The organism is Pseudomonas sp. Irchel 3E20 (genome assembly GCF_900187645.1).
Classification (GTDB): Bacteria; Pseudomonadota; Gammaproteobacteria; order Pseudomonadales; family Pseudomonadaceae; genus Aquipseudomonas.
In genome coordinates this window covers 1-16126 of sequence record NZ_FYEE01000010.1, presented here as the reverse complement: position 1 = coordinate 16126, position 16126 = coordinate 1, and the positions used below count along the sequence as shown (strand labels likewise).

Genomic DNA, 16126 nt, shown 5'->3' with positions numbered 1-16126 from the left:
ACAGCGGTGGGGCACCGCAAATACAGCGCCAGGCTTCCACCTGAATAGTGGCCTATTGATAACATTTGTCAGCACCTTCCCCCAGGCAATCGGTACAATCGTGCTCTTTGCCCCGGATCATGGACGCCGATGGGGTCATCGTTTACGAGAAGTCCCATGCTCATCGGCAGTTATTCCCCCGCGCTGGTCCTGATCTCCCTGTGTGTGGCGATCCTGGCTTCCTACACCGCCCTCGACCTCACCGGCCGTATCGCCACGGCCCGTGGCCGCGCCGTGTACCTGTGGATGGGCGGCGGGGCCTTTGCCATGGGCGTGGGCATCTGGTCGATGCACTTTATCGGCATGTTGGCCGTGCGCCTGCCCATCGATTTGGGCTATGACATCGGCATCACCTTGCTGTCCCTGTTGATCGCCATCCTCTCCAGCGGCTTTGCCCTGTGGCTGGTCAGCCAGCCGCGCCTGCCGGCCTGGCAATGGGGGTTCGGCGCGTTGGTGATGGGCGCCGGGATCGCCGCTATGCACTACACCGGCATGGCGGCCCTGCGCATGCAACCGGGCATCGACTACGACCCAACGCTGTTCGGCGCCTCGCTGCTGATTGCGGTCGGCGCCTCGGCGGCGGCGCTGTGGATCGCCTTCCACCTGCGCCGCAACACACCCTACGTGCGCCTGGCCCGGGGCGGGGCCTCGGTGGTGATGGGCATGGCCATTGTTGGCATGCATTACACCGGCATGGCCGCCGCCCGTTTCGCCGATGGCAGTTTTTGCGGCGCGGCGCTGGACGGTTTGAGCGGCAAGGGCCTGGACAACCTGGTGCTGGTCACCACCCTGGCGGTGCTGTGTATCGCGCTGCTGACCTCGGTCCTCGACGCCCGCCTGGAATCACGCACCGCGGGCCTGGCCCGTTCCCTGACCCTGGCCAACGAAGAACTGATCCAACTGGCCCTGCACGACACCCTCACCGGCCTGCCCAACCGCGTGCTGCTGGCCGACCGCATCGACCAGGCCATGCACGTGGTGCAGGAGCAGGGCGGCTGTTTTGCCCTGATGTTCATCGACCTGGATGGCTTCAAACCGGTCAACGACGCCTTCGGCCACCACATGGGCGACCAGTTGCTGCGCGAGGTGGGCCTGCGCCTGCGCGAAGACCTGCGCAGCCAGGACACCCTGGCGCGCATTGGCGGCGATGAGTTCGTGCTGCTGGTGCACCTCGGTGCCCCGGACGATGCCCTGCGCCTGGCTGCGCGCCAAGTGGGGCTGATCTCCCGCGCGTTCCGGGTGGCCGAGCATGACCTGCACATCTCCGCCAGTGTCGGCATCGCGGTCTACCCCGGCAACGGCCAGACGCCCCAGGAACTGCTGATGAACGCCGACGCGGCGATGTACAACGCCAAGGGCACCGGCAAGAACGGCTACCGCTTTTTCGACGCGTCGATGAACTCCAACGCGCGCAAGCAGCTGCAATTGCTCCAGGACCTGCGCGCCGCCGTCGAGCTCAACCAGTTGCGCCTGCACTACCAGCCCAAGTTCGATGCCAGCAACGGCCGCCCGGTGGGCGCCGAGGCGCTGCTGCGCTGGGAGCACCCCGTACATGGCCTGATGCCGCCGGACACCTTTATCGAACTGGCGGAAAAAACCGGCCTGATTATCGCCATCGGCGACTGGGTGCTGAACGAGGCCTGCCGGCAGATGCGCCAGTGGTACCTGCTGGGCTACACCGATTGGCGCATCGCGGTGAACCTCTCGGCGTTGCAGTTCTGCCACGCCGGGCTGGTCAAGAGCGTTGCCAGTGCGCTGCTGCGCCATCAGTTGCCGGCCAACAGCCTGACCCTGGAAATCACCGAAACCACCGCCATGAGCGACGCCGACGCGAGCATGACGGTGCTCAACGAGCTGTCGCAGATGGGCGTGGACCTGTCCATCGACGACTTCGGCACCGGCTATTCGAGCCTGATGTACTTAAAGCGCCTGCCGGCCAACGAGTTGAAGATCGACCGCGGCTTTGTCCGCGACCTGGAACACGACAGCGACGATGCCGCCATCGTCTCGGCCATTGTCGCCCTGGGCCGGGCCCTGGGCCTGCGCATCGTCGCCGAAGGGGTGGAAACCAACCTGCAGCAGGACTTTCTCACCCAATTGGGCTGCGACTCGCTGCAAGGCTACCTGCTGGGCCGTCCGCTGCCGGCCGAGGGTTTTATGGCCGAGATTGTCCGCGCCGAACAGTGAGATACTGGCCCGGCGCCATGCAAAAGCCAGCGCCGGCAGGTATCCTTGCCGCGCAACGCTTGAGGTTAGAGGGGAGAGGACCCGCATGGACAAAGTTATCGTCATCACCGGCGCCAGCCGCGGTATAGGCGCCGCCACCGCGCTGCTGGCCGCGCAGCAGGGCTACCGGATCTGCATCAACTACCAGGCCGACGACGAGGCCGCCCACCGCGTCCTTGAACAGGTGCGCGCCTTGGGTGCCCAGGCCATCACGGTGCGCGCCGATGTGAGCATCGAGGATGAGGTCATCACGCTGTTCCAGCGCGTTGACCATGAACTGGGCCGCGTCACCGCCCTGGTCAACAATGCCGGCACCGTGGGGCACAAAGCGCGGGTCGAGCAGATGTCCGAGTTCCGCATCCTGAGCACCCTCAAGACCAACGTGCTGGGGCCGATTTTGTGCGCCAAGCACGCGTTGCTGCGCATGTCACCCAAGCACGGCGGGCAGGGCGGCAGCATCGTCAACGTCTCGTCGGTGGCGGCGCGCCTCGGTTCGCCGGGGGAATACGTTGACTACGCCGCCTCCAAGGGCGCGCTGGACACGTTCACCATCGGGTTGTCCAAGGAAGTGGCGGGCGAGGGCATCCGCGTCAACGGCGTGCGCCCGGGCTACATCTTCACCGACTTCCACGCCCTGAGCGGCGACCCGGACCGGGTCAGCAAGCTGGAATCGGGCATCCCCATGGCGCGCGGCGGGCGCCCCGAAGAAGTGGCCGAGGCGATTATCTGGCTGTTGTCGGACAAGGCCTCCTACGCCACCGGTACCTTCGTCGATCTGGGCGGCGGCCGCTGACCCCCTCTGCGCGCCATGCCTTGTAGCAGCGGGCTCGCCCGCTGGCTACAACCACCCCTGTTCAGAACGAACGCACGATCCGCCCCAGGGTTTCCATGGCCTGTTCCGCCGCTTCGTCCCAGGGGCTGCCGTAGTTCAGGCGGATGCAGTTGCCAAAGCGCTGGGTCGGCGAAAAGATCGGCCCCGGCGCGATGCTGATGCCTTGGGCCAGGGCCATCTGGAACAACTTCAGCGAGTCGGTCTGCTGCGGCAACTCCAGCCACAGAAAATAGCCACCGGCCGGTTGGCTGACCCGGGTCTGCGCCGGGAAGTAGCGGGCGATGGCGGCGAGCATGGCGCTTTGCTGTTCTTCCAGGGCGTAGCGCAACTTGCGCAGGTGGCGGTCGTAGCCGCCGTGTTGCAGGTAGTCGGCGATGGCGGCTTGGGCCGGCATCGAGGCGCACAGCGACGTCATCAACTTCAGCCGTTCGATTTTCTGCGCGTAGCGCCCGGCGGCGACCCAGCCGATGCGATAGCCGGGGGCCAGGCTCTTGGCGAACGAGCCGCAGTGCATCACCAACCCTTCGGTGTCGAACGCCTTGGCGGGCTTGGGCGCCTGCTGGCCGTAATACAGTTCGGCGTAAACGTCGTCTTCGATCAACGGCACCTGGTGCACCCGCAGCAACTCCACCAGTTCCTGCTTCTTGGCTTCGGGCATGGTTGCGCCCATGGGGTTCTGGAAACTGGTCATGCACCAGCAGGCCTTGATCGGGTGGCGTTCCAGGGTTTGCGCCAGCACGCCCAGGTCGATGCCGTCACGCGGGTGCACGGGGATTTCCACGGCCTTGAGCTTGAGCCGCTCCAGCACTTGCAGGCTGGCGTAAAAGGCCGGGGCCTCTATGGCCACCAGGTCGCCCGGTTCGGTGACGGCTTGCAGGCACAGGTTCAGCGCCTCCAGGGCGCCGTTGGTAATCAGCAACTCCTCCATGGGCAACATCAGCCCGCCGACCATGTAGCGCAGGGCGATCTGGCGGCGCAGTTGCGGGTTGCCCGGGGACATGTCGGTGACCACCATGCGCGGGTCCATCTCACGGCTGGCGCTGGCCATGGAGCGGGCCAGGCGTGGCAACGGGAACAGGGTGGGGCTGGGGAACGCCGAGCCAAAGGGCACGGTGGTGGGGTCCTTGATGGAATCGAGAACCGAGAACACCAGTTCACTCACATCCACCTCGGTGGACTCGTTCACCTGGCTGCTGATGACCGGCTCGCAGAACGGGCTCGGCGCATGGGTGTTGACGAAATAGCCCGAGCGCGGCCGGGCGCGGATCAGGCCCCGGCGCTCAAGCAGGTAGTAGGCCTGGAACACCGTCGAGGGGCTCACGCCGTAGGTCTGGCTGGCGTAGCGCACCGAGGGCACACGCTGGCCGGGGCCCAGTACCCCGGAGCGGATCAGTTCGGCAATGTCGTCGGCGAATTTTTCGTAGCGTTTCATCGGGGACTCAGCATTGACGGTGGGCGGTGGAGGGGAAAAGCCAGTATGAGAACAGATCCCTGTGGGAGCTGGCCTGCCCGTGATAGGGCCGGTACAGCCGATACATCTCTATCGTCTGTACTGCCGCCATCGCGGGCAGGCCCGCTCCCACACACGTTCGCTGGCGCAGTCTAACGGTTCAACGGCGCCACGAAGCGGCTATGGGCCACGCTGTGGATGTGCGGCTCGTCGCTGTCGCTGACCTTGAAGCTGATCTGCTGGGAGCTGCTGCTCGGGCGGTCGGCGATCATCGCCACCGACACCGGCACGTCAACGATCTCCCCCGGTGCCAGGCTCAGTTCGGTCTTGCCGTGCAGCTCGAAGCCTTCGCCATCGACCAGCGACACGGTGTATTGCTGGCGTTCCTGGGTCTTGTTGATGACTTTGAGGCTGTAGATGTTCTCGATCTGGCCCTGGCTGTTCTCGCGGAACAGGCCACGGTCCTTGCTCACGTCCAGGGAGATCATCGGCCGCTCCACCAGCGCCAGCACCAGGGCGCCGATCATGATGACCAGCACCGCACAGTAACCGATCAGGCGTGGCCGCAGCAGGTGGGTCTTGCCGCCCTGCAACTGGTGCTCGGAGGTGTAGCTGACCAAGCCGCGGGCGTAGCCCATCTTGTCCATCACCGAATCACAGGCGTCGATACAGGCCGCGCAACCGATGCACTCCATTTGCAGGCCATCGCGGATGTCGATGCCGGTAGGGCACACCTGCACGCACAGGTAGCAGTCGATGCAATCCCCCAGCCCGGTTTCGGCCGGGGCCACCCCGCGTTTGCGCGGGCCGCGGGTTTCGCCACGGGCGGCATCGTAGGAGATGGTCAGGGTGTCTTTGTCGAACATCACGCTCTGAAAGCGCGCGTAGGGGCACATGTGCATGCACACCGCCTCGCGCAGCCAACCGGCGTTGATGTAGGTGGCGCCGGTGAAAAACAGCACCCAAAACAGGCTCACACCGCCGATTTGCAGGGTCAGCAGCTCTTCGGCCAGGGGCCGCACGGGGGTGAAGTAACCGACGAAGGTCAGCCCGGTCAGCAGGCTGATGGCCAGCCACATCGTGTGCTTGGCGCTGCGGCGCAGCAGTTTATTCAGGTTCCAGGGCGCCGCTTGCAGCTTGATGCGTTGGTTGCGTTCGCCCTCGGTGACCTTCTCGCACCACATGAACAGCCAGGTGAACGAGCTTTGCGGGCAGGTGTAGCCGCACCACACGCGGCCGGCGAACACGGTGATCGCGAACAGGCCGAAGGCACAGATAATCAGCAGCGCTGACAACAGGATGAAATCCTGGGGCCAGAACGTGGCGCCAAAGATGTGGAACTTACTTTCCGACAGGTCCCACAAAACGGCCTGGCGGCCGCCCCAGTTCAGCCACACAGTGCCGAAAAAGGCCAGGAACAGAAAACCGGCACCGCTCAAGCGCAAGGTGCGGAACAAACCGGTGAAACTGCGGGTGTGAATCTGGTTGTCGCTGGTTTTGGCCTTCATCTTTGGGCGTGAAGGCTCGAATGTTTCTACTAATCGGACGGGGATTTTTTCGCTCATGGTCTTTCGCTCATCAGCCTCCATCAGGCGGATGCACTATGACCACTCATCTGTTTGCATAACAGACTCAGCTATTGCATTAAAAAGCGGATCAGATGGCCCGGGGCGGCGCCCCTGCGACAACTTGCCGTACCCCGGTACGCGCCGCTACAGCGAGCCGCCGCGCGCTAACGCAAGCGCTGGCGGCTGTCTGTGATCTGGGTCAGTCAAATCACCGAATCACTGTCCGCCGCTTTCAAGTGCTTGCGCCCGTCCACGGCGCCTGCGACGGTCAAGGCGTCGGCTTCTGCTTCGGTGATGTACACGCGAGCGCCATTGAGGTCGACGAAGGACATGGATTTTTCCTCATCGGTGCGGATCGTCACCTCGGCGGCAGGGCGCTGTTCACGCACCTCTTGGGTGTCAAAAAAACAGGTTTGGTTTTCGATGCGTACGCTCATGGCCGTGGCCCTTTGTGATGGTGTGTAAAGGGGTAGGCAGCCGCCCGGGGCCAGGGTTCTGCGCAACCGACTGGCGGTCGCGGTGCACCTCTAGCGTGCGCCGCTGTCCACCGCTGCACACCCACGGAACAGGACAACGACCATGAACACCTGGTGGCATGAGGTCTGGATGACCTTGCAAGCTGAATTCGCTGATATCGGCGACGCCAAACAACTGACCCAAATCACCGTACGCCTGCTGATTGCCGCCGTGCTGGGTGGCATCCTCGGGTTTGAGCGCGAGCAAAAAGGCAAGGCCGCGGGCGTGCGCACCCACATGCTCGTGGCCCTGGGCGCGGCGCTGTTCGTGCTGGTGCCGCAAATGGCCGGCGCCGAAGCCGACGCCCTGAGCCGAGTGGTGCAAGGCGTGATCGCCGGCATCGGCTTTCTCGGCGCGGGCACCATCCTGAAAAACACCGAAGGCGATGAAGGCCACGTCAAGGGCCTGACCACCGCCGCCGGCCTCTGGATGACCGCCGCCATCGGCGTCTCGGCGGGCCTGGGCCGTGAAGCCACCGCCGTGCTCAGCACCTTGCTGGCCCTGGCGGTGTTCAGCGTGATGCCACGGGTGGTGCGGTTGTGGGAGAAGGATCAGTGACGTCAGGGTCGCAGGGCCTGAGCCCGTGGGCCTGGAGCCGCGCGTGTAATTCTTCGCGGGTTGCGGGCGGGTTAATACTCAGGCTCATCAAGGCTTTCGCCAAGGGCGGGGGATAAGTGTCGCGCGGGTGCGGCAGCGCGGTATTGAAGTTGCCGGGCGTGAAGTTCATAAGTTCATAGTTGTAGGGCCTCAGTTGCATGGCAATGCCCTCCGCCGGCTGTAGTGAGTCGCGTTAATAAACGTACTGAGCGTCTGTATTAACGTTTGCGGGAAATAACTGCAAATAAGGTAGTGGGATTGATTTGTAGGGTATTTTTGCTGCTTTTAGGAACACGCCTACACGCTGGCGGGTGTTTCTGTTAAGTGTTTTTTACGGAGTAAGTTTCAGTAATCGGTGTTTTATAGTTGTTGGGTGAGGGTGTTTTTTTACGGGCTTAAGTTGGTGCTGTAGGACGTTATCAGTGGATTCTTGTTATTCGGTAAGTTGGTTTTTACAGCCGCTTGGCTGTTCTTTTATATAAAAGCGACAAACGGCATATAACTGCCGGTTTGTCGCTGATCTTCGGTCGGCCTCAAACCCGCACCGGCGGCTCCTGCGGCGGTGGGTCGCCCACGGGGGGCTGTTGGGGCGGCGGTGGGTCTTGTTCCGGGATGGGCTCGGGGTCGGGGATTGGCAGGGTCGGGTCGTCGATGTTGGGGTCGGGAGTTTCGGCGGGGATGGGGATGTTCATGGGCGGTTCTCCTGCGGTGGTTTTGCGGTGGACTGCGCGGCGGCGGGTTTTGCTCAGGTTTTTTGTGCAGGTGCTGGCCGATATTTGCCTGAACTTTGCCGCGGGCTGTGGTTCGGAACTTAATCGGCGGCGGCACCAGGACGGTGCGCCACGAGCCGAGGGCGGCGCGCATGATGGTGCGCACGCGGGCCGTGGGGTTACGGCCCGGGCGTTGCATGGGGACGGGCAGGCAGATCGCGGGTGAGCGGCTAACCTTGCCGGGTTCCTTGTGGCGGCTGGTTTTCCTCTTTCTTCAAGACCCAGAACAGCGGAGTGCAGGTATGAGTGTGTCGAGCAGGGATCAGGGGCAATCCGTGGGCAAGTGGTTGCCGACGGCCAAGGACATCGAGGCGTTGGTGCGGGCTGAGCATGCCGACCCTTTTGCCATCCTGGGGCCTCACGACGATGGCGCGGGCGGGCAGGTGATCCGTGCGTTCCTGCCCGATGCCCTGGCGGTGCAGGTGCTGGCCAGCGACAGCGACGAGGTGCTCGCGGATTTGCCGGCCAGCCGCGTGCCGGGCCTGTTCGTCGGCCATCTGCCCAGCCTGGGGCGCTATCGGCTGCGCATCCAGTGGCCCGGTGGCGAGCAGACCAGCGAAGACCCCTACAGCTTCGGCCCGTTGCTGGGGGAGATGGATCTGTACCTGTTCGCCGAGGGCAATCACCGCGACTTGAGCGCTTGCCTGGGGGCGCAACTGACCCAGGTGGATGGCATCGACGGCGTGCGCTTCGCCGTGTGGGCGCCGAATGCGCGGCGAGTGTCGGTGGTGGGCGATTTCAATGTGTGGGACGGCCGCCGCCACCCCATGCGCCTGCGCCACCCCAGCGGCGTGTGGGAGATTTTCATCCCCCGGTTGCAGGCCGGCGAGGCCTACAAATACGAAATTCTCGGCGCCAACGGCATCCTGCCGCTCAAGGCTGACCCCGTGGCGCTGGCCACCACGCTGCCACCGAACACCGCCTCCAAGGTCGCCCCCAAACTGGCGATGGCCTGGCAAGACGATGCCTGGATGCAGGCCCGCGGCGCGGCGCAAGCGGTGACGGCGCCGCTGTCGATCTACGAATTGCACGTCGGTTCCTGGCAGTGCGAGGTCGATGACCTGGGGGAAGTGGCCCGCCAATATGGCTGGGGCGAATTGGCCGAGCGGCTGATCCCCTATGTGCTGGAGCTGGGCTTCACCCATGTGGAGCTGATGCCGATCATGGAGCACCCCTTTGGCGGCTCCTGGGGCTATCAGCCGCTGTCCCAGTTCGCGCCCAGTGCGCGCTTCGGTTCGCCCCAGGATTTCGCCGGGTTCGTCAATGCCTGCCACTTGGCCGGGATCGGGGTGATTCTCGATTGGGTGCCGGCCCATTTCCCCACCGATGCCCACGGCTTGGCGCAGTTCGACGGCACCGCGTTGTACGAGTACGGCAACCCGTTGGAGGGCTTCCACCAGGACTGGGACACGCTGATCTACAACCTGGGCCGCACCGAAGTGCACGGTTTCATGCTGGCTTCGGCGTTGCACTGGCTCAAGCATTTCCATGTCGATGGGCTGCGGGTGGATGCGGTGGCCTCGATGCTCTACCGCGACTATTCGCGCAAGGCCGGCGAGTGGGTGCCCAACCGCCATGGCGGGCGCGAGAACCTGGAAGCCATCGATTTTGTGCGCCACCTCAACGACGTGGTGGCCCTGGAGGCGCCGGGGGCGCTGGTGATCGCCGAAGAGTCCACGGCTTGGCCCGGGGTCAGCCAAGGCACCCAGCAGGGCGGCCTGGGCTTTGCCTACAAATGGAACATGGGCTGGATGCACGATTCGCTGCATTACATCCAGCAAGACCCGGTGTACCGCGGCCATCACCACAACGAGTTGAGTTTTGGCCTGGTGTACGCCTGGTCCGAGCGTTTCATCCTGCCCATCTCCCATGACGAGGTGGTGCACGGCAAGCATTCGCTGATCGACAAGATGCCGGGCGACCGCTGGCAGAAATTCGCCAACCTGCGCGCCTACCTGAGTTTCATGTGGACCCACCCGGGCAAGAAGCTGTTGTTCATGGGCTGCGAGTTCGGCCAGTGGCGCGAGTGGAACCACGACCAGCAACTGGATTGGTACTTGCTGCAATACCCCGAGCACCGGGGCGTGCAGCAACTGGTGGGTGACCTCAACCGCCTCTACCGCGAGGCGCCCGAGTTGCATCAGCAGGATCATCTGCCCCAGGGCTTCCAGTGGTTGGTGGGCGATGACGCCATCAACAGTGTTTACGCCTGGCTGCGCTGGAGCGCCGACGGCCGGCCGCTGCTGGTGGTGGCCAACTTCACCCCGGTGCCGCGCGAGGGCTACCGCATCGGCGTGCCCCTGGGCGGGCAGTGGAGCGAAGTGCTCAACAGCGACGCCGAGCGCTACGCCGGGTCCAACTACGGCAACGGCGGCAGCGTCGAGGCCCAAACCGTGCCGAGCCACGGCCAGGCACTGTCCCTGGCGCTGAACCTGCCGCCGTTGGCGGTGCTGGTATTGCGCCCGCAGTAACGGCGCTGTTGGGGTGGCAAGCGGGCAGGCCCGCTTGCTACAGGCGCGATGGCCGCTCACCAGCGCATCCGCACACCCAGGCTGCCAATCAGGCCATTGAGGTCGTTGTCGTCCACGTCGCTGCTGTAGTCGGCGCTGACGTACAGGCTGACGGTGGGCGAGACCTTCGCCACCAGGCCCAGGCCCAATTCCACGGTGGAGGATTTGCGGCTGCTGCTGATCTTGTCGACCTTGTCCAGGGTCAGGGTGTCGCCGCTGTACACCGTGTGCCACAGGTTGGTGCGCACGTAGGGTTCCAGGGGCAGGCCGCTGACTTCATAGCGCCCCTTCAGGCGGGCGCCGACCCGGCCGCTCCAGGACGTCTGGGCGGTGGACGAAGGGCTGCCACTGCCCGCGTTGGGCGTGCCCAGGCTGATGCGTTGGTTTATCAATTGCGCTTGGGGTTCGACCACCCAGTTGTCGCCGATGCCGATGGGGAAACCGCCTTCCACCGACAGGGTCACCGCGTTGCCTTCGGTGGCCTGGCGCTGGCCCTGTTCGTTGCGGCTGTAGCCGCTGACACGGCCGCCACTGGCGCTCAGGTCAACGTGCCAGCCCTGGGCCCCGGTCAGGCTCCAGAACGCCCCCAGGCTCTGGCCCTGGACGTTGAGGGTGTCGCGGCGCGGATCGGCCATGGCACGACGGGTGATGATGCCATTGCCGTTGCTCAGTAACTGGCGTTCACCGCCCAGCAGGCCGATGCGTTGGGTGCTGCCGTCGCTGGCTTGGCGGGTGTAAAGGGCCGGGCCCTTGAGCAGGCCTTGGAGGTTGGCGGCGAACTGCGAGGCCAGGTAATCGGTTTCGGCCTGCCGGGCGGGGCGGCCGTAGAGGCGCTCCCAGGTGCTGGCGTTATCGATGAGCAACGTGGGGGCCAGGCCCGGTTCGCCAGTGGGCAGGGCGGCGGGGCCGTACCAGGCATTCGCCGGGCCCTCGGCGCGGGCGGCCAACGGGGCGGCCAACAGCAGGGAGGTGGACAGGGTGCAGAAGGTCAGGGTGATCTCGTGGGAAGTGAAGGAGGTTTTCATGGCGGTCTACCTTGCAATCGCATGCAGTCTCTCGCTTTGGCGTCTCTCCTACCCCGAATGAGGGGCGACCGAGTTCAATGAGGCAAGGCCCGGTGGCCCGCTGGCGCGGGTGTTGGGGGCCTGGCCCCGGGAGGTAATACCGGGGGTAGTAAGGTTGAGCTAAGAAGAGCGCGGGCAAAGCGTCAAGAAACTGCGCATGGCTTTGAAGATTATTTTTTAGCCCCGCCAAGGCCTTGAAATGGCTGCAAACCCTAAGTGCCTGTTTGTAGATGAAAAGCGTCGAAAGCCCCGTTCCAGAGGCTTTCGATAGGGGGCTACCAACTGACGCGCACGCCCAGGTTGGCGGCGACGCCTTTTTGCTGGGTGCTGTCGATATCGTGGCTGTAGTCGGTGCTGGCGTAGACGCTCACCGCGCGGCTGAGGCTGACCACCACGCCCAGGCCCACATCCGCCGACGACGCTTTTTGCTGGCTGCTGATGCTGTGGCGGTTGTCGTAGGTCTCGCTGCTGGTGCCGGAGAATGTGTGCCACAGGTTGGCACGCACATAGGGCTCCACCGGCAGGCCGCTGACTTCGTAGCGGCCCTTGAGGCGTGCACCCAGGCGCCCGGTCCAGGCACTGTCGGCGTCGAACTCCACCCGCGACACGCCGTCATGGCCGCTGTCCAGGGATACCTTCTGGTGGATGATTTGTGCCTGGGGCTCGATCTCCCATTGCTTGCCCAGGGCAATCGGGTAGCCGGCCTCCACCGACGCGGTGAGGGCGTGGCCGCGGTTCTTGAGCTTGAGGCCGCGGTCGGAGTGGCTGTCGTTGTCCAGGCGTGTGCCCATTAGCACCATATCGAGGTAGGCGCGCTGCGGGTTGAGCAGGGTCCAGTAGAGGCCGAAGCTGTCGCCTTGCAGGTCAACCTTACCGGCGCGCTGGCCCTCGAAGCCCTGGTTGAAGCCGTCCACATCGCCCTCGACCTGGGTGTGGCCGACGAAGAAACCGACCCGTTGGCTCATGCCGGATGCGGCCTCGGTGCCGTACAGGTCATTGCCCACCTGGAAACCCTTGAGCGAGCCGTCCAGGTGCGGGTTCACGGTGCCGGCCCAGGTCTGGTCCAGTTGCTTGCCATACACCCGGCCCCAGCCTGCGCCAAAGGCACCGTGCTCGGTGAGCAGGCGTTGTTCGCCCTGGCGCTCGTGGAAGGTGCCCAGGGCCGAAAGGGTCAGCAGGTTTGCCGCGGGTTGCAACGCCGACCATACCGGCACTTCTGGGCGATACAGGGGAATGGGGCGCATGCCGGGCAGTACCACGGGCACGGGGGGGGAGCCGGGGGCGATGACCGGTAGGGTGATTTCGGGCTCTTCGGGGTTGCCAGGGTTACCTGGGTTGCCTGGGTTGCCGGGATTGCCAGGATTGCCAGGATTGCCAGGGTTGCCGGGTTCTTCCGGCCCCACCCCCGGCAGCGGTGTGACGGGCACGATGGCCGAACGCAAGTACCAACTGTTGCCCGTGTTGGCGGTGACGCCGCCCTTGAACAAGTAGTACACGTAGGGCCCGGCCGACACGCTGCCGTCTTTGAGGCTGAAGGCCGAAGGGTCGCTGCTGGCGGTGCCTTGGGCCTCTACCACCTGGATGCCGTTTTGCAGGCTTTCGGCCCCGGCGCCGCCGACGTTACTCACGCTGATCTGCGTGGTGCCGCCCAGGGTGCCGTTGACCACCACCAATTTGTCGCTGGGCGCATCGTCGCCGGCCAGCACGCTGTTGACGAACAACCGCCCGCCGCTGCCCGCGTAGTTGCCGTGCACGGTGAGGCTGTCGTTGGTGCGGCTGTTGCCGCTGCTCATGTCGATGATCCCCTCGTTGTTGACGGTGATCGGCACCGTGCCGTCCGGCGAGGTGATGCTGCCCTGCACGGGGGCCAGGGTAGTGACCGGCCCGAGGATATTGAACGTGCCGGGGAAGGGCGCGGTGGCCGCCAGGATAAAGGGCTCGGTGAGGTCAAAATGGCTGCCGTTGGTGAGGTTCACCGTTTGCCAGTTGATGTAGCGGCTGGCTCCGGCGGACGTGGTGTTCTCGAACGTCAACGTATTGCCGTCCGGGCCGCCGTCGATGCGCGACACCAGGCTGAGGATCAGTTCGGTCTGGTTGCGCAGCAGCGCGGTGTCGGTGCCTTCGCCCATGAGGATGGGCGAGCGGATGTGGCCGCCGCTCCACACGAAGCTGTCATCGCCGGCGCTGGCGCGGATTTCCCCGACCACTTCGCCGCCCTGCACGCTGATGCTGTCATCGCCGCCACTGACGCTGATGTTGCCGCCCACGCGCCCGCCCTGGACGATGATGGTGTCGGTGTCGAACCCGGTCACCAGGTTGCCCTGGATTTCCCCGCCCAACAGTTCAAAGCGGTTCTTGTCCAGCTTCATGTCCACGCGACCGATGGTGCCGGCGGTCATGCGCGCCGTATCGCCGTCCTCGAAGGCGCCAGTGATGGTGCCGCCACTCATGCTGAAGGTGTCGCGGCTGTCGCCTTGGGCCAGGGAGGCGATGGTGCCGCCGTTCATGACGAAGTCATCGACCCCGTTGCCCTGCTGCACGGCGCCGGTGATGGTGCCGGCGTTGATGACCAGCGAGTCGGCGCCATCGCCCATGTTCAGGGCGCCGTTGATAGCGCCGGAGTTCATCTCCACGCGGTCGGTGCCCGCGCCGAAGGTGACGTTGCCAGTGATGCTGCCGGTGCCGTTGGCGGGGAACGTCAGGCTGTTATTGCCCGCCAGGTCGGTCAGGGCACCGCTGGTGCCGCTGTCGCAAACAAAGTTGTCGTTGCCGGCCCCAGGCGTCAGCGTGCACGCAGCTTGGGCAACGTGGGGCGACAGCATGAGCAGGGAGGTGGTGGCGAGTGAGGGCAGTAAGCGAGCAGGGTATTTCATGATAGGTCCGGACCCCTGGCATTGAGCGGCTTTCTCGGGATGCCCTGCTGTCGCGGCCTATCAAAAAAGCCTTAATCCGGTTTGAAGGCACTGCACTGATGACTTGCAGGGTGTCTGTGGCTCAGACACTTGAAGTAGTAGTGGTTTTTTCGATGGCTGGCGCCTCGGCTGACCAGCGGTACTGTCAGATCTGACAGTTGCGCAGGGAAATAAAATGGCGTATGCGGCGCCCGCAAAGCCTCTGGTTACTCTGCCTCTCTCACAGAGCGAAGCTTGGGTGGGTGGACTGTTAGTGGGAGCGCGCATGCCAGCGAGGGCGGTCTTGCGACCAACGCCTGGAGCGGCTTCATCGCAGGCAAGGCCCGCCCCCGGGGTTTGATTGGGTAATGGCTAACGAAGGTCAGTCGCTGCTCAGGTTCGACCCAAGCATTGAAGCCTCGTTGACTGGGCTGTTTGCAAAGAGTGTGGCGGCTTTATCGGCAAAACAAAACCGCCATGGTTTTTCTGCTTTTACCTAATACTCCAGCTTAAAGTCAGACATGTAGTAGTCATTGCCATTGCCATCTGCTTGATGGCTGACAAAACGTAACTCTATGGAGCTGGAGGCAGCAGTAAATACTCCGGATATTTGAAGCCAATAGGATCCGATAAGGGTGAGTGGGGAGGTTAATTGGCCCTGGCTAGTCTCCAGCGAAATGCGAGGGTAAAAAATTACCGGTGGAATATTGGCGTTTAATACGCTTACCGTGAATTGATACTCACGACCCACAACTAAGTTGTTGATTGTTTTTCTCAGCAGTATCCCTGCTGAATTGTTGGTGGTTGTGTAGTTAAACAGGCGCAGCCTTCCACCGAGTTCTTTGAAGGATAGGTCTCCAGGCTGGACAGCTGGGCCTGTTGTCCAGCCGTTATAACTTCTATTGTCGAATGGCGTGTAATCAACGACAACGCCGTGCATTTTACTGATTATGTAGTTGGTAAGGCGGGAAGTTATCGCCTCGGATTCGGTCTGTGCTCCATTGAGGCCTATTTTAAAAAGGACAATAATTTCCCTGTGATGAGCTTGTGACTGTAGCCAGGCCCGCTGGACCGGCTTGTTGGCTAAGCCATTTGCGGCTTCGGCCTCAGTAATGGAATATCCGTCGAGCACCTTCAAGCTCCCTGTTGTACCGCTGATACTTATCCATACTTTCTGGCCCGCTTTACTAAATGGCCATGGATTGATAGTTGCCGCCTGACCATTACCGCTCAATTGACCGACATTAAGTGTTCCCCCATGGGAAGTTTTGTTGATTTGCACCCTTGGTAGGTTGGAAAGGTGGATCGGCGTCACCGTTACCGTCACTGTGCCAGAGGGATTGGGGCTGCCGCCGCCGCGAGTCACCTGGTACTGGAGGGTAAAGGTCTTGTTGGTGGCGCCGATATTGGCGGCGATGGCGCTGGCGGGGATATCGAACTCGACGGTTTTGTCGGTTTCGCCTGGTTTAGGGGCGATGGTCGGGCTGCCCGCGCCGGGTGTGCCGGCCATGACGAGGCGGATGCTGTCGCCGGTGTTCATGTCCGGGTAGCTCACCCGCACCTTGGCCCCGTTTACGCCTTGCAGTGGCGCATAGGTGACGTTGGCGCCGGTGCCGGTGGCGTTGATGAGTACCGGCAGTGGCAAGTCCAGGGCCTGGGTGAC

11 protein-coding genes are annotated in these 16126 nt (G+C 63.6%); 4 read left to right on the top strand and 7 right to left on the bottom strand.

Going from position 1 to position 16126, the window contains the following annotated elements; translation table 11 throughout:
- The first annotated feature begins 156 nt into the window (after positions 1–156).
- Both CKW13_RS17690 and CKW13_RS17685 read left to right on the top strand, forming a co-directional pair.
- Entirely contained in the window at positions 157–2226 is a 2070-nt protein-coding gene (locus CKW13_RS17690) for a bifunctional diguanylate cyclase/phosphodiesterase (protein ID WP_095109889.1), read from the top strand.
- A gap of 85 nt (positions 2227–2311) precedes the next feature.
- Positions 2312–3058, top strand: coding sequence for an SDR family oxidoreductase (locus CKW13_RS17685; protein WP_095109888.1), 747 nt, complete (start codon positions 2312–2314; stop codon positions 3056–3058).
- Between the two features lie 61 nt (positions 3059–3119).
- Here CKW13_RS17685 and mapR read toward each other — a convergent pair whose 3' ends face one another.
- The 3 genes from mapR to CKW13_RS17670 all read right to left on the bottom strand — a co-directional run bounded on the left by mapR (position 3120) and on the right by CKW13_RS17670 (position 6552).
- Positions 3120–4529: a GntR family transcriptional regulator MpaR gene (gene mapR, locus CKW13_RS17680; protein WP_095109887.1), complete on the bottom strand. Its 1410-nt coding sequence runs from the start codon at positions 4527–4529 to the stop codon at positions 3120–3122.
- Between the two features lie 170 nt (positions 4530–4699).
- Positions 4700–6112: a cytochrome c oxidase accessory protein CcoG gene (ccoG, locus tag CKW13_RS17675; protein WP_095109886.1), complete on the bottom strand. Its 1413-nt coding sequence runs from the start codon at positions 6110–6112 to the stop codon at positions 4700–4702.
- A gap of 206 nt (positions 6113–6318) precedes the next feature.
- Positions 6319–6552: a DUF3203 family protein gene (locus CKW13_RS17670; RefSeq protein ID WP_095109885.1), complete on the bottom strand. Its 234-nt coding sequence runs from the start codon at positions 6550–6552 to the stop codon at positions 6319–6321.
- 142 nt (positions 6553–6694) lie between these two features.
- On the opposite strand from CKW13_RS17670, the gene CKW13_RS17665 reads away from it, so the two are divergent.
- The gene (locus CKW13_RS17665; protein WP_095109884.1) at positions 6695–7189 is read left to right on the top strand and encodes an MgtC/SapB family protein; all 495 of its coding nucleotides are present in this window, start codon (positions 6695–6697) and stop codon (positions 7187–7189) included.
- A 572-nt stretch (positions 7190–7761) separates the two neighbouring features.
- On the opposite strand, the gene CKW13_RS24485 is transcribed toward CKW13_RS17665, so the two are convergent.
- Positions 7762–7920: a hypothetical protein gene (locus tag CKW13_RS24485; RefSeq protein ID WP_176465135.1), complete on the bottom strand. Its 159-nt coding sequence runs from the start codon at positions 7918–7920 to the stop codon at positions 7762–7764.
- A gap of 320 nt (positions 7921–8240) precedes the next feature.
- Here CKW13_RS24485 and glgB point away from each other — a divergent pair, with 320 nt between their 5' ends.
- Positions 8241–10469, top strand: a complete 2229-nt coding sequence (gene glgB, locus CKW13_RS17660; RefSeq protein ID WP_095109883.1) for a 1,4-alpha-glucan branching protein GlgB — start codon at positions 8241–8243, stop codon at positions 10467–10469.
- Between the two features lie 56 nt (positions 10470–10525).
- On the opposite strand, the gene CKW13_RS17655 is transcribed toward glgB, so the two are convergent.
- From CKW13_RS17655 to CKW13_RS24480, 3 genes are all read right to left on the bottom strand, one after another.
- Positions 10526–11533: an autotransporter outer membrane beta-barrel domain-containing protein gene (locus CKW13_RS17655; RefSeq protein ID WP_095109882.1), complete on the bottom strand. Its 1008-nt coding sequence runs from the start codon at positions 11531–11533 to the stop codon at positions 10526–10528.
- Between the two features lie 314 nt (positions 11534–11847).
- The gene (locus CKW13_RS17650) at positions 11848–14445 is read right to left on the bottom strand and encodes an autotransporter outer membrane beta-barrel domain-containing protein (protein WP_095109881.1); all 2598 of its coding nucleotides are present in this window, start codon (positions 14443–14445) and stop codon (positions 11848–11850) included.
- A 514-nt stretch (positions 14446–14959) separates the two neighbouring features.
- A partial coding sequence (locus CKW13_RS24480; RefSeq protein WP_176465134.1) for a hypothetical protein occupies positions 14960–16126 on the bottom strand: 1167 nt, incomplete at its 5' end.

Excerpts from the sequence above, each read along its gene's own strand:
- CKW13_RS17690 (WP_095109889.1), top strand. The coding sequence starts at position 157 with ATGCTCATCGGCAGTTATTCCCCCGCGCTGGTCCTGATCTCCCTGTGT.
- CKW13_RS17685 (WP_095109888.1), top strand. The coding sequence starts at position 2,312 with ATGGACAAAGTTATCGTCATCACCGGCGCCAGCCGCGGTATAGGCGCC.
- mapR (WP_095109887.1), bottom strand. The coding sequence starts at position 4,529 with ATGAAACGCTACGAAAAATTCGCCGACGACATTGCCGAACTGATCCGC.
- ccoG (WP_095109886.1), bottom strand. The coding sequence starts at position 6,112 with ATGAGCGAAAAAATCCCCGTCCGATTAGTAGAAACATTCGAGCCTTCA.
- CKW13_RS17670 (WP_095109885.1), bottom strand. The coding sequence starts at position 6,552 with ATGAGCGTACGCATCGAAAACCAAACCTGTTTTTTTGACACCCAAGAG.
- CKW13_RS17665 (WP_095109884.1), top strand. The coding sequence starts at position 6,695 with ATGAACACCTGGTGGCATGAGGTCTGGATGACCTTGCAAGCTGAATTC.
- CKW13_RS24485 (WP_176465135.1), bottom strand. The coding sequence starts at position 7,920 with ATGAACATCCCCATCCCCGCCGAAACTCCCGACCCCAACATCGACGAC.
- glgB (WP_095109883.1), top strand. The coding sequence starts at position 8,241 with ATGAGTGTGTCGAGCAGGGATCAGGGGCAATCCGTGGGCAAGTGGTTG.
- CKW13_RS17655 (WP_095109882.1), bottom strand. The coding sequence starts at position 11,533 with ATGAAAACCTCCTTCACTTCCCACGAGATCACCCTGACCTTCTGCACC.
- CKW13_RS17650 (WP_095109881.1), bottom strand. The coding sequence starts at position 14,445 with ATGAAATACCCTGCTCGCTTACTGCCCTCACTCGCCACCACCTCCCTG.